A 15591-nucleotide genomic window follows, 5' to 3' on the forward strand; every position below is an offset into this window, starting at 1 on the left:
TTAATTAGCGGTTTGAGTCTGTTTGTGATTACCTATTTCTTAGATTCAATAGGTGGTTATTTTGTAGTATTACTCTGCTTCAATAGCTTTATTTGCCTCATCTTCCTTCTTTTTTTTTCTTAAGAAATGAGAAGGCGGTACCCCAAATTCTTTCTTAAAACAGTTTCTAAAATATTTTAAATCACTGAATCCAACTTCATAGGTGACATCACTCACACCATACCGTCCCATTTTGAGTAACTGTGCCGCTCTTTTTAGTCGGATATTTCTTATAAATATTTTTGCTGTTTGTTCTGTGAGTGCCTTTAATTTTTGATTTAGTCGGAGAGGAGTTGTACCATACTCAAAAGCCATTCTCTCTACAGTAAATTTAGGATCAGAAATATGTTCTTCAACAATTGATACTAAACGATTCAAAAAGCGTTCATCTATAGACGTGAATGTTACCTCACTAGGTTGTGTATCAATATTGGTCCTAAAATTCTTTTGTAGACGTTTTCTATTTTCGATTAGTGTATTTATTCTAGCAAGAAGGACTTCTGAATTAAAAGGTTTGGTAACATAAGCATCTACACCGTATTCATATCCTTTTAATTTACTATCCTTAGAGTTCTTTGCGGTTAAAAGTATCATTGATAAATGACAAACTTGAGGGTCTTCACGAATCATTTTAGTCAGTTCATAACCATCCATTTTCGGCATCATTATATCAGATAGGATCAAATTAGGCATGACTTCTTTAGCTAAATTGAAAGCAATTTCTCCATCTTCAGCCTTAAATACCTTATAGTTATCTTTCAATAACTCGTATAAAAGATCTAATATTTGGGGGTTATCATCAGCAATAACAATCTTTGGTTTAGTAGATAAGCTTAATTCTTCTTCTTGAGGAGTTAATTCATATTCCACTTGTAATTCCGTTTCCTCTTTGTCTTCATTAATAGCTTCGAATGCCATATCATCTTTATATATCTCTTCTTCTAATGGGATACGAATGGTGAAAGTAGACCCTAGATTTTTCTCACTTTCTACATGGATAGATCCATAATGCAATTCAACTAAACTTTTGGTAAATGATAGACCAATACCAGTACCATCACTCTTTGCTTTTGATTGATCATCTGCCTGATAAAACGGCTCAAATAAGTATTTTAATTGATCTTTATCTATTCCAAAACCTGTGTCTTTAATACTGATTTCAACATTACCTTCCACTTGCTGAATTATGATTTTTACTTCTCCAGCATGTGTATACTTAAATGCATTGGATAACAAATTATACAAAACCTTCTTCAATTTATCTTCATCCAAATAACCTATGATGCAATGTGACTTAATATCTAAGTTAAATTCAATACGTTCATAGTTGGCAAATTCTTTAAAAGAATGGAAAATTTGTTCTGTAAACAATACCCAATCTCTTTTTTTAACCTGTAAAGCCATATGGCCTTGTTCCATTTTTCTGAAATCCAATAATTGATTTACCAGATTCATTAAATGATTTACATTTTTATGAATGAGTTTAAAATATTTTTCTTTCTCTAAGGCAGAATAAGAAGAACCCTTATTTATCAATTGTTCTATAGGTGTATTAATTAGAGTGAGTGGAGTGCGAAGTTCATGAGAAATATTAGTAAAAAATTGTAATTTCATTTTACTTAAATGCTCTAATTTTTCACGCTCAAACTTTTCTAATTCTAATTGATGATGTTTGTTAACTGTAATTAAAGAGAACCTAGAGAAAAGGTAAATCAAACCTATGATTAATAAGCCATATAAACATTTTGCCCATAGTGTAGCCCACCAAGGTGAAGCAATGTCAATGTCTAAAAATAATGAATTCGGATTCCAAATATTATCTGCATTAGATGCTTTTACCTCTAGTGTGTAACTGCCAGGAGGAATATTAGTGTATTTAGCGATTCTCAAATTGGCATCTGTAGTAATCCATTCTTTATCAAATCCGTTTAAACGATATTTATATTTATTTTTATAAGGAGATCCAAAATGTAGTCCAGCAAATTCTAATGCAAAACTGTTTTGATTATGATTCAAATGGATCTTTTGGGTGTATTCTATTTTATGTTTTAGAATTATATTACCATCTAGAGTGTCATTTACATGAATACTTTTATTCAATACACTTAGATTGGTAAAAATAAGATCACCCACTAGATATTCGTCTACAATTTCATGAGGTGTGAAGTAATTAATCCCATTTACTCCACCAAACATTAAATCTCCATTTTTTAGTTTACATGATGATAAATCACTGAATTCGTTATCTTGTAGTCCATCTCTAATGTTATAATTCTTAATTTCTCTTGAATCTAAGTTGATCTTAGAAATACCATTATTAGAAGATATCCAAAGATTTTGATAATCATCTTCTAAAATTGATTTTATGATATTACTTGGCAATCCATCTTTTATGGTAATGTTCTCAAAAGAAATTGCAGATCCTGTTTGTAGGTTTGGATTGAAAACACTTATACCTCCACCCATAGTACCGATCCAAATCTCTCCATTAGAAGCTTCAAAAACAGGTAGAAGATAATTATAAGCTAAACTGTTGGGTACTTTTACACGATTTTGATAAACGATAAATTCAGGTGATTCTTTCAATTTTTCTTCATTAGAAATATAGACTAAACCCTGTGATGAGCCTAACCAAACATTTCCATGTTGATCTATCATAATACTTCTAATGATTTTGATTTTACCTTTTTGGTTGTCTCCATCATATGTGATATTTTTCCATTCTATCTTATCGTTTTTACGAATGCCACGTATTAAACCATTTCCATAAGTTCCTAACCAAAGAATAGAATCACCTTCACTTTTTAAAGCAAAAGTTGGTACATCAATCTTTACTTCTAGCTGATGATCTAGTGAAATATCATGATTATCTTTTATTTCAATATCATTATCAGTAATAAAGATTTTACCTTGTTTTCTATTCGCAAAAACTAATTGATCTCCCCATTCAACCACTCCGAAGGTGATGTTCGATTTACTACCATCAAAAGTCACATTTTTATAACCCAATTTTAATCCATCATTTTGATGTTCCAAAACATTTAAAGTGCCTCCTTTTGTACCAATCCAAATACGGCCACGACTATCTTCATAAATTGATCGTACTTTATTGTAAGATAAACTTGAAGGATCGTTTGTTCTGTATATGTCTTTGAACCTCTTTCCATTTGGATTATATTTAATGACACCACCTCCTTTAGTACCTATCCATATAACACCTAACTTATCTTTGTATACTTTAGAGATAATGTTAATTTTTAGTGCTTCATTGTTTTCACTATGGAAGTGCTTCTTTTTAATGTATTGTCCATTGACCTCATCATATTCCATAAAGAACAAACCTTCTTTTGTTCCTCCAATAAGATAATTATTAGGGTCAATGACCATTGTATTAACTACCGAATTCGTGACTTTTTTTAAGTTAAAGTTTTTTTGATCGAATGTGTAGATACCATTAAAACTACAGATGAAAATTCCTTTTTCATTTTCAACAATATCTTTTATGGTTATAGGTTTATTCTTATTGATACTTTTAAAAGTATAAAAGGGTTGATTACCGGATGGTTTTATTGCGATCTGTAATCCTTTTTTTGAGGCAATCCATAAGTTATCATTTTCATCATTAAATATTTTTGTGATGAAATTATCTCTAATACCTTTTGGATTATGGTGGTTTACAAAATACTTTGTGGCTTCAAATTCATCCTTTGTTAAATCATCTGCCTTAATACAATTCAGACCTTTGGTTGTTCCAATCCATATATTTCCCTCATCATCTGATGCAATGGTTTGAATATTATTGGATGTGAAGATCTTCTTGATCTTAGTGTTTTTAAAAGTGGTCATCTCGCCTGTTCTAAGATCTAATCTGCACACTCCTGCATTGAGTAATCCTATCCAAAGATGATTGTTTTGATCTTCTTGGAAACTACTAATAATATTGGATGAAAGTTGATGGGTGTCCATGCTATAATTAGTGAAAGTATAGCCATCAAATTTACTGATCCCAGCATTTGTACCAAACCACATAATACCTTTACTGTCTTGGTAAATGCTATTGATGTCGTTTTGAATTAATCCATTTTTTGTTGAATATAATTCAATGTCAAATACAATTTCTGCATCATTTGCTTTTAGTAGAGTTGCAGAAAGAGAAATTAATAATACAGTGACAATTGTGATAAGAGAAAAAGAGTTTTGATAGTAATAGTGCTTCATCTGATATTTCATATTAAGTACATTGTTCTACAGTTGCATATTGTAGTTGTAATTTATTAACAGGGGGAAATTACAATTATTTATCCCTTTTAGAGTAGCTATGGGGTATTAATAAAAATAACACCCGTTAAAATGGACTAAAATCAAGTGTTCTTTAATTGTAGCCCAACACTTTATAAATAAACAGCAGTTTACCTTTGTTAAAACTAATAGTGCTATTACCCAAAACCGTTACTTCATGTACATATTCTGTATCCTTGGTTCAATATTCACTATCATTTAGTGGATATTAGCTGAAGTATCAAAAATGGTCAATTGCTGTATAAAATGACTTGATTTTTTGTCCTGCAATTTCTCCCCCTATAATGGAGGTAATATTTACTAAGTCTTTTATAAGCACATTTTACATTTGATTTATCGAGTTGGTAAGACATCAACATCAGTCTATACTCTAAGACTGAATTATGAGATAGAATGTCGAAGTATAAATCAAGTAGTATGAAATTTTTAAAAACATTAACGGCCTCTGCTTTAATTGCTTTATCGGCTTGCCAAATGCAACCAAAGCAACAAGAGTTGGATACAAGTCAAAAATTTACGGAAGATTGGGAATCTCTTTCCAAAGTAAATAAATCGCCTGAATGGTTTAAGGACGCAAAATTTGGTATTTATACCCACTGGGGACCTGTTTCTGGTGCTTTTGTAAATATGAAGCCAGGTTTCAAGATGGGTGGATGGCATGGTATGCTTATGTATGGCAAAAATGGTATTCCGAATTGGAGAACAGGGAAGTTACCAAAAAAGAAAGATGGTACTATCAATACTAATCCTACAAGTAATTATGTTCATCATGTTGAACAATTTGGGGATCCTGCTGAGTTCGGGTATAAATATTTGATCGAGAACTTTAAAACTACAGGTTTTGATGCTCAGAAATGGGCAGAACTTTTCGAGAAATCTGGTGCTAAATATGCAGGTCCAGTGGCAATGCATCATGATAATTTTGCCATGTGGGATGCTAAGTCAACGCGTTGGAATTCTAAAAACTATGGCGGAGTAGATGTTTCAAAAGAATTAAAAGAAGAAGTAGAAAAAAGAGGAATGAAGTTTATCGCTTCTTTTCATCATGCCTTTACATGGAAGTATTTTGCACCTGCTCATGAATATGGAGGAGTAGATCCAAAAGACTATGATCTATATACTGATCCTCATGATTTCTATAATAACACTCCAACAGATCGTTTTTACGATGAATGGTGGGCAAAGTTAAAGGAATATATCGACGTCTATCAACCAGATATTATTTGGTTTGATTGGTGGTTAGAAAATATGAATGACGCATCTAGACAAAAATTCTTAGCCTATTATTATAACAAGGCCCAAGAATGGGACAAAGAAGTGGCTGTTTTGTATAAAGAATCTACCTTTCCGGAGGTTTCTGCAGTAAGAGATTACGAAAGAGGACGTCCAAACCAACCCAAAAAAGAGACTTGGATTACTGATACCTCTCCTGGTACTTGGTTTTACAGATCTAATGCAAAATTTGTATCTACTAATGAATTAGTGGATATCTTGATTGATATTGTTTCTAAAAATGGGAATATGCTGTTAAATGTACCTCCTAATCCTGATGGAACTATACCATTTGAAATGGAAAATCTGTTAATTGAAATGGGAGAATGGTTAGCAATTAATGGTGATGCTATTTATGGTACAAGAACATGGAAAACTTTTGGTGAAGGCCCTACTAGAATACCTGCAGGAGGTCATAAAATCGAAAGAAATAAAATTGTTTATAACGAAAAAGATATCAGGTTTACTAAGAAAAACGAGAGTGAGTTTTATGCCTTAGTTATGGATACTCCAAAGGGAGATATAGAAATTAAATCCTTGAGTACAGAATTAGGTATACTGAATAATCAAATTGAAAAAGTAATCTTATTAGGTAGTAATGAAGAGTTACAATGGGAAAGAAATGAAAAAGGGCTAGTAATCAAAAAGCCAAAAAGTTTCCCATCCAACTTTGCACACGCTTTTAAGATTCAATGCGAAGGTTACCAAGAAACAGAATTAGGTGGAGAACTAGAGCAAACACTTTAGATGATATATAAGGTAGGGAGTAGTTGAGAAATTTTTATTTCCAATTACTCTCTTTATATAAAATCGAAAAATTCTTGAGCTACAATTTTTGAAAAGTATGTCATTTTGAATTTAAAAACACATGTCTAAAGCAATTAGCATACTATTAACTTTAATTGTTCTTATTATTCTTGGATTTACTATTACAGGGAAAAAGAGTAATGAACAACAGCAAACCACTTATGAAGAAAATTGGGAGTCTATACAAAAGTATGAGGTTCCTTTATGGTTTAACGATACCAAATTAGGGATTTTTGTAGAGTGGGGAATATATAATGTTCCAGCAATTAAATCACCTAATTATGCGCGTTGGATGGATCTTGATAGTGTACAATACAACGCTAAAGGAAAAATAATTAATTATGAACCACACCCTCTACATCAGTATCATTTAAATACTTGGGGAGGAAAAAAGGAATACGAAGACTTTTTACCTCAACTACATTATCAGCAATTTGATGCCTTTGAATGGGTAAATTTATTTAAAACATCAGGAGCAAAATATGTGGTGGCAGTAGCAGAACATCATGATGGATTTGCCCTATATAATTCGCATCACACCAAATTTAATGCACTCCAATTAGGACCAAAAAGAGATTTAGCTAAAGAATTGTTGACAGCACTAAAAAGCCAAAAATTAAAAACAGGTTTGTCGTCTCATTATGCACACCATTGGAACTTTTACCCATTATCAAAAGGGCCTCTAACTGCCCAAAAGTTAGATCAAGCAGTAAGTAAAGAATTTATGCAACATTGGTGGAATAGAACTACAGATATAATTGATCAATATCAGCCGGATATTTTGTGGTTTGATTTCTTTATAAATAGAAATGAATTTAAGCCTTATCACGAAAAGTTAGCAGCCTATTATTACAATAAAGGCATTCAGAATAGACAAGAAGTGGTTTTGCAAACACAAAGCAAAAACAAAGAAGCCTTTCCTGCTGGGACCAATATCTTAAACTACAATTATTCTAAAATTAAAGATATAGTACCAGGCAAATGGCAGGCAAATATTCCTTTAATAAAATACTTGGATTACACGAATGGAATAGGGAAACAAAAAAAGACAAAATGGATTATTGAAGATTTTATTGATGTTATCAGCAAAAACGGGAATGTCCTTTTACATGTATTCCCGAATGCTGATGGTACTATTTCTACTGCTCAAAAAGATATTTTGATGGATATGGGTGAATGGATTCAAAGAAATGAAAAAGCCATTTATGGTTCAAAACCTTGGACCCATTTTGGAGAAGGTGCATTATCTGCATACAAAAACTCTATGATGCAAAAATTAAAATCAAAATATGAAAAAGAAGATAAATATCGATTTACAGTAAATAACGGAAAGTTGTATTTGTTTTTAATGAATACTACAAAAGACGGTTTTTTAAGATTACCTCAATTTAGAAATTCATTGATGGATAACGTTAGTTGTATTAAAGTGTTAGGTGAAGATAAAAAAGTGGAATGGAAGCAAACTCAGGATGCTTTAATTATATATTTACCTCAAGAGAAAACTAAGAGGTATACACAAGTCTATGAAATAGAGTTTGATCAAAAATTAAATTAATTAGAAATGAATATCAAAAAGTTAATCTTATTCTTTTTACTGATAAGTTCTGGACTGATGGGACAGAAAAAAGAGTTTAAGTACTCTAAAAAATTATGGGGAAAATCAGAACATCAAAAAGTCTTTTTATTAAAGCTTACCAACCCCAACGGAATGAGTATTGAATTAACAAATTATGGGGCCATTTTAGTGAGTACATTTGTTCCTGATAAAGAGAATAACTTTGAGGATGTAGTGTTGGGGTTTGACAATTTAGCTCAATATCAAAAACCAAATCCTTTATTTGGTGCAACCGTGGGCCGATATGCCAATAGAATTAGGAATGGACAGTTTTCTATCAACGGAAAATCATATCAGTTAGATACTAAAGGAGAAAAACATAGTATTCATGGTGGTGGAGAATTTAGTAGTGCACTTTGGCATTTGGATGATGTTATCAAAAGAGATCATGAAATTGGGGTGGTGTTCACTTATTATTCTAAAGAGGGGACTCATGGTTTTCCCGGTAATGTAAATAATAAAGTAATTTACTATCTAACTAAAAACAACGAGGTTAGGATTGAATTTGAAGCTACAACAGATAAAGACACACATATCAGTATGACCAATCATTCTTACTTTAACCTGAATGGATTAAAGCAAAATATATTTAATCAAAAAATTCGAATTGATGCAGATTATATAACTGAAATTGATCAGGATATTGTTCCTACAGGCCAATTGGAAAGAGTAATAAATACTGAAAAAGATTTGACAAAAGAAGTAGCCATCAAAGAGCATATTTTTGAGTTAAATAATTATGGATACCATTTTTGTTATGTTTTTAATAAAAAAGAAAAAGAGGCCAAAGAAGTAATTTTTGTATCTGATCCTTTATCAGGAAGAACTTTAACCGTAGAAACAACTCAGCCTTCTGTACAATTTTACACTGGAAATGCTTTGGATGGTAGGTTTGTTGGCAAAGAAGGGATTACTTATGGTAAACACATCGCTTTTTGTTTAGAAACACAACATTTACCCGATACACCTAATCATCCAAACTTTCCAAGTTCATTATTAAAAGTAGGGGAGACTTATAAGGAATATGTGACTTATAAATTTGGTATTGCTAACTCTTCTGAGATGAAGTAATAATTATGATACAATTTATCCTTATGAAGATCAATTGGTTGAGTTGTAAATTTATGAATATATAAATTATTCTTAAGGGTTTGGCTAGATTTAGCTAAACCCTTGTTGTTTTTAATCATGTGAAAATATATATCAATTTACCTGATTAGAATTTGAGAAAGAAAGTAGTGCCTTTAAAAAATAAGCAGATGAATGAATAGGTATGGTCGTAAAAGTTTCGAATAATAATATTGTTAGTAAAGTACTGTTTAATAGTTGTTTAGTTGGTGTGTTTTAAGCTGTTGTATAATTATTGGATTTATTTCTTTTGATTTGTGATGTATTTTTATACTTTTGTTTAAGATTTAAACATTATTAGCCATGAGCTAATCTTTACATATAATGTTTAAATATGAATAAAACAAAATTACTCGTTACATTAGAATCATTAATAGAAAGATCATCCTTTAATGATTTCACCTTGTTCTTGAAGGCAAAATCACCCTTTAAGAATAAGAAAATATCAAAAACATTTTATGAGTTTGATTTTCCACCAAACTACATAAATATATTATCTCAAACAGATGTTTGGGACGATATTTTATATTACTACTTTTCAAGTGGAACAAATGCCAATCTCAATTTTTTGAAAGCTGTTGTTGATATTGATTTTAAATATCTTCAAGGTTTCATTCTACTTTATGAAAGCTATCATTATTCATACCATTGGAGTACATTTAAATCCTTTAAATCTTCACATGATATAAATCAAAGGCAATTCTATAAAAAGTTACAATTTTTAAAGGATAACAAAGATTATTGGCAGGATAGCTATAACTTCTTTCAGGATGAGATAATAAAATATAGTTATGAAGATATTATTATACAGGTAATATCATTATTTCAAAAATTTAAAAACTATTCTCCTGAGACTATTAATAACAATAGTGTAATAATCAGTTATAGGATCCAATTGATACGGACTTTAAATAAATTCATCACAGCTAAAAGAGAATGTGATGAACAACTTCAACCTAAATATACTATTGAAACATTTTCCAAAATATTGAATCAAGAATTACCACCAATAAGACCTGAGGAATATTTTGTAAACAATTGCGACCCGAAGTTTCTACCAAGGGAAGATGTAAGTGAAATAAAAGAACAAATAAGAGCAATAATAAATTTTCAGTTTGGATATATAGAGAATGAAAATAAAATAAATTACATTTTAACAGGAAATGCAGACTTTGAAGTGATAGATGGTAATGAAGCAGATATCTTAACAAATAAGCGCTTTCTTGATCATCAAACTAATTTACAAAAACACAAATATCTTGATTGGTACCTGGAAGATAAGGTTAAGGAAGAATATAAAGATGAACTAAAAGCACTGGGTAAAGATCAGTGGGCTCAAGAGTATTATATTAAAAAATATTCATGTTTAGAATATTTTAATTTTTTCAATATACCTTTTCTATTTGATTCAGATGCAATGGAAAGTAAAGTTGATTTTAATAAAGTTATCTTATTACTTCAAGTATTCTCGGTTAATTTATTTCCTCAAGGTAGATTCTTTAATATAATAGGTAAAACTGTAGATTCAATTTATAAGCGTGAGCTTGAAACTAAATTTAAAAATGTATTTTCTAATACAAGGCAAATCGATTACGTGTCTGTATTCGAGAAAAATGAATTAATTGATAATTGTGTCCAATACTTCAAGTGGAGTAAGGAAGATGTTATAAGTATTATTAATTATCTAAGTATTGATTTAAATTCTACTAAAAAGCAATTATTTGATATTCAGACATCCCCTTTTATTAAGATAGGTGAAAACTATTTTTGGTTATCAGCCTTAAATAAAGATATAAAATGGGAAGTCGCCCTTCATCGTAGGCTAATAAGAGACAATAAATTAGAACATAATAGACAAACTGAATATACTGAGGCATATGTTGCTGAGCTATTTGAAAGTGCGGGGTTCAAGACTCAATCTAGCCATAAATATAGTTACTGTATTGATAGTAAAACAAAGATTGCAGGAGACATTGATACATTAGCATATAAGGATAAAACATTATTTATTGTTGAAGTGAAAAATACATATATAGAGGAAAACCATAAGCGAGAACAAAAATATGTAATAAAAAACTTTAAGATACATGCTGTTAATCAACTTAAAAAAGCAGAAAAGTATATAAGAGAGAATTTTGATAACCTTAATAAGGAATTGAAAATTGATTGTTCATTAGATGAATTAAATATCCAGCCATTAATTGTATCTAATGTTTATATTGGAGATGAAAATATTTATTACAATAAGTATTTAAAACTGAGTTTATTTGAATTGATGATTCACTTGAAAAAAGGAGAAATAAATGAAAATCTCTGTTCTCCGTCTTATATCATATCAGCAATTAAAGAAAATGAAATTTGGGGAAATTTGAAAAATGAAAATAATGATATTCACCAATTTTCGATAAGTGAATATGATCAAGGTGAAGATTATATAAGCTAATTAATTCTTAACAGAATATTCATTTTATAGCTATAAGCTAACGTTTAAATATGAATATTATGAATAAGTTAGTTAGTGGGAATAACATTATTCCAAGTGTAAATTTTCATTTATGGGAACCTTGTAACATGAGGTGCAAATTTTGTTTTGCTAAATTTCAAGATGTGAAATCAACAATTTTACCTAAGGGTCATTTAAAGAAGGAACAAACACTTGAAATTGTAGAACAATTGGCCGAATATGGATTTCAAAAAATAACATTTGTAGGTGGGGAACCAACATTATGTCCATGGATTTCAGAGTTAATAAAAAAAGCAAATTTATTAGGAATGACAACAATGATTGTCACAAATGGAAGTAATTTATCCAAGGATTTTTTAGTTCAAAATCAATCTTATCTGGATTGGATTACCTTAAGTATAGACAGTATAAATTCTAGTACAAATAAAGTTGTAGGTAGATCAACGAATTCAATTCATCCTGATAGAATTTATTATAATCAATTGATACAAACTATCTATGAATATGGTTATCGTTTAAAAATTAATACTGTGGTAACTAAGGCGAACCTAAATGAAGATTTAAATGATTTTGTCAATGATGCAAAACCTGAAAGGTGGAAGGTATTTCAAGTGCTTCCTGTACGAGGTCAAAATGACAATGATATTGATGAATTATTGATCTCAGAAAAAGAATTTAATGAATATGTAAATAGACACTCAAAAAATAAATTTCTGATTACTGAAACAAACACTGATATGACAAACACCTATGTAATGGTGGATCCCGCAGGTAGATTTTTTAATAATCAAAATGGAAACTATATGTACAGTGATCATATTTTAGAAGTTGGAGTACAGAAAGCATTTGAAGAAATGGGTTATAATTATGATAAGTTTATTGATCGTAAAGGAATATATCAATGGAAATAAGGAATAATTAGAAATTTCAATTACCCTATTTGTGAAAAACAGATAGGGTATTTTTAAAATACTTATTTGGGTATTGAAATTATATTTCAGTCTTTAAAAGGCTAAAGAAAACTTATTGATCATGAAAAGGGTGGGGTTTAGATTGAATACGAAAATCACTGCATTGAGTGATAATACACAAAAAGGAGTAGATGGATTAAGTTGTGAATTTCATTCGACATTCTGTCATTAATTGTCTAAAAACAAAAAACCTGAAAGCATCCACTCTCAGGTTTTATCATGATCTAATAATAAACTATTGTACTTTCTTATCCTGAACTTCTGTTTTTACTGTAATCGTTTTAAACTTTAACCCTTTTCCTTTTGCTGTAATATTGATAAATCCACCTTTTCCTTCATTGGCTCTAGCGATCACTAATGCCATGCCATTAAAGAATTTTAGTTTGCTACTATTTGGTACTACTAATGAGCTAGGGTCTCCATTACCTGTGGCCTCAAAAGTACCATCTCCTGATACAGAAAATTGAATATCTCCATTAAAAGTAGAACAAAAGTTTCCGTTGGTATCAATGGCCCTAGCAGTAACAAAAACTAGATCTTCACCATCATCAGAAGAAATAATTGCTCTATCTGCGGTAAGCTCGATGGTTTTCGCCTTTAAATGTGTATTGATGATTTTTTCTTCTACAACTTTCCCATCGATGTATGAAATGGCCTTCAACTCACCTTTTTGGTAAGGAACGTCCCATCTTAATCGGTAAGGTGATGGGAATTCATAGGGACCCTCATAATAACGGAATTGAATAGGAATGATGCCTTTGTCCACACCTTTTTTCTTTTTTCCTAAGCTTTTGCCATTTAAGAACAATTCTACTTCTTCTGCATTAGTATATGCAAATACAGGAATTTCTTGGCCTTCATAACCTTTCCAATTCCAATGAGGCAACAAATGTAGCATTGGAGCATCCGTCCATTGACTTTGATACAAATAGAAACGATCTTTTTTGAAACCACATAAATCTACAGCGCCAAAGAATGACGATTTATTAGGCCAATCACTATTCCAATAACCATTGGTAGAATTATCACGACCTCCGTATGGTGTTGGTTCACCGAAATAATCAAAACCCGTCCACATAAATTCTCCTAGTATGCTTGGATTTTGTTCTAAGAAGTAGAATTCCATGTCAGGAGGGTAGGACCAAGTTGGACCAATGATGTCATAACTTGTGATTTGATTATCTGTATTCTTTTTATATTTTTCTAAGAATGTAGAATGATAAACACCTCTTGAACTTGTAATCGATTCTGTCTCCGATCCATATACAATCCAATCTGGATGATTCTTTTTTACCTCTTCGTATTTTGCCGCTTTATAGTTAAAACCGACAATATCTACTTGATGAGCTAGTTTGTTTTTTATTGCACTAACATATTGATTAAACCCAGCAGTATTAGGTCTAGATGGATCTTCTTCATGGCAAATCTTAGCTAATTTTTGAGCCACTTTCCATCCATCCTTTACACCTTGTTCTTTGATTTCGTTACCGATACTCCACATAATAATAGACGGGTGGTTACGATCACGACGAATCATATCTCTTAAATCTCTCTCATGCCATTCGTCAAATACTTTATGATACCCGTTTTCGATTTTCTGAATTCCCCATTCATCAAAAGCTTCATCCAATACCAACAATCCCAACTCATCACAAATTTCTAATTGTTCTCTACTTGGTGGGTTGTGTGATGTACGTATGGCATTCACACCCATTTCCTTCATAATCTCCAATTGTCGTTGTGTTGCTCTTCGGTTCACAGCGGCACCTAATGGGCCCAAATCATGGTGTAAACACACCCCTTTGAATTTAGTTAATTCACCATTCAAGAAAAATCCTTCTTTTGCCGTAAACTTGATATCTCTCACCCCAAAACGAGAACGGTAAGTATCCAAAACCTCACCCTCTTTATTGATGACCTCAGTGACTAAATGATATAAATTAGGAGTATCAATAGACCATAATTGAGGCTGAAGCATATTAAAGGCCTGCTGAGTTTTAATGGTCTCTTTACCTACAGCAACAGTTTTTTGTTGCAATTCTTTTACAACATCACCATTTGCATTGATCACTTTATTTTTTATGCTTACTATTTCATCATTCATCAGAAAGTTTTGAACTTCTACCTGAATATCAATAGTAGCCACTCTAGAAGTAACATTATGGGTTTTGACAAATGTTCCCCAATGATTCACCCTTACATCATTATTTATATTTAACCATACTTTACGGTACATTCCGGCTCCCGGAAACCATCTTGAAGAAAGGTCTTCTGGTTTTACTTTGACAGCAATAATATTATTACCATCAAGATTTAAATATGGAGTCAAATCATATTCAAAACCTAAGTATCCAAATGGCCTTTTACCTAAATAGTGACCGTTTATCCACACCTCAGAATTATTCATGATGCCTTCAAATTCGATAGCAACATGTTTATTTTTTTGTGTATTGGTTAACATGAAATGCTTACGATACCAACCTTCTCCATGAAAGGGTAAACCTCCACTACGAGCATTGTATTCTTTTGAAAAAGGACCTTCTATAGCCCAATCGTGAGGGATTCTTACGTTTCTCCAATTTTGATCATTGAGTGAGGCGGCCTCACCACCTTTCATTTCACCCTTATAAAATTTCCAATCTTTATTAAAATCAGTTTGCCCATCAGATTGCGCCCATATTGAAGACGACATCAAAAGAAAACAGATTAGAATATTTAAGTAATACTTCATTATTATTTGTTGGTTTTCTAGTTTGAAAAATCAAATCATACTCCTCTTGAAAAAGTATATACAATTATATTTTATTGGATAATGAATTGTAGATGCTATTTTCATTATTAAAAATACCCCCCTGTTTGTCTCAGTATTATTAGTTGTTTTTTAGGTGATATTTTAAAATAATGATGTTTTAAACAGTTTCATTTTACCTCATTAATTTTAAATTTTAGTTGAAATAAAAAGAGCTATCCCAATCGTTGAGATAGCTCTTTTATAA

7 protein-coding genes are annotated in these 15591 nt (G+C 31.1%); 5 read left to right on the forward strand and 2 right to left on the reverse strand.

Translation table 11 applies throughout. From position 1 onward, the window contains the following. Positions 1 to 69 precede the first annotated feature (69 nt). Positions 70 to 4257: a hybrid sensor histidine kinase/response regulator transcription factor gene (locus tag NH26_RS21170; protein WP_158021995.1), complete on the reverse strand. Its 4188-nt coding sequence runs from the start codon at positions 4255 to 4257 to the stop codon at positions 70 to 72. Between the two features lie 498 nt (positions 4258 to 4755). On the opposite strand from NH26_RS21170, the gene NH26_RS21175 reads away from it, so the two are divergent. The 5 genes from NH26_RS21175 (at position 4756) to NH26_RS21195 (ending at position 12535) form a co-directional block, all read left to right on the forward strand. Then, positions 4756 to 6357, forward strand: coding sequence for an alpha-L-fucosidase (locus NH26_RS21175; RefSeq protein WP_052432154.1), 1602 nt, complete (start codon positions 4756 to 4758; stop codon positions 6355 to 6357). A gap of 121 nt (positions 6358 to 6478) precedes the next feature. Continuing rightward, on the forward strand, positions 6479 to 7972 hold the full coding sequence (locus NH26_RS21180; protein ID WP_044226313.1) for an alpha-L-fucosidase: 1494 nt from the start codon (positions 6479 to 6481) through the stop codon (positions 7970 to 7972). 6 nt (positions 7973 to 7978) lie between these two features. Further along, positions 7979 to 9103 carry an aldose epimerase family protein gene (locus tag NH26_RS21185; RefSeq protein ID WP_084812314.1) on the forward strand — a complete coding sequence of 375 codons (1125 nt, stop codon included), beginning with the start codon at positions 7979 to 7981 and terminating at the stop codon, positions 9101 to 9103. 391 nt (positions 9104 to 9494) lie between these two features. Continuing rightward, positions 9495 to 11603: a nuclease-related domain-containing protein gene (locus NH26_RS21190; RefSeq protein WP_044226315.1), complete on the forward strand. Its 2109-nt coding sequence runs from the start codon at positions 9495 to 9497 to the stop codon at positions 11601 to 11603. Between the two features lie 59 nt (positions 11604 to 11662). Beyond that, on the forward strand, positions 11663 to 12535 hold the full coding sequence (locus tag NH26_RS21195; RefSeq protein ID WP_158021996.1) for a viperin family antiviral radical SAM protein: 873 nt from the start codon (positions 11663 to 11665) through the stop codon (positions 12533 to 12535). 295 nt (positions 12536 to 12830) lie between these two features. Here NH26_RS21195 and NH26_RS21200 read toward each other — a convergent pair whose 3' ends face one another. Further along, entirely contained in the window at positions 12831 to 15326 is a 2496-nt protein-coding gene (locus NH26_RS21200) for a glycoside hydrolase family 2 TIM barrel-domain containing protein (protein WP_044226317.1), read from the reverse strand. Positions 15327 to 15591 lie beyond the last annotated feature (265 nt).

This window comes from Flammeovirga pacifica, assembly GCF_000807855.2.
GTDB classification, from domain to species: domain Bacteria; phylum Bacteroidota; class Bacteroidia; order Cytophagales; family Flammeovirgaceae; genus Flammeovirga; species Flammeovirga pacifica.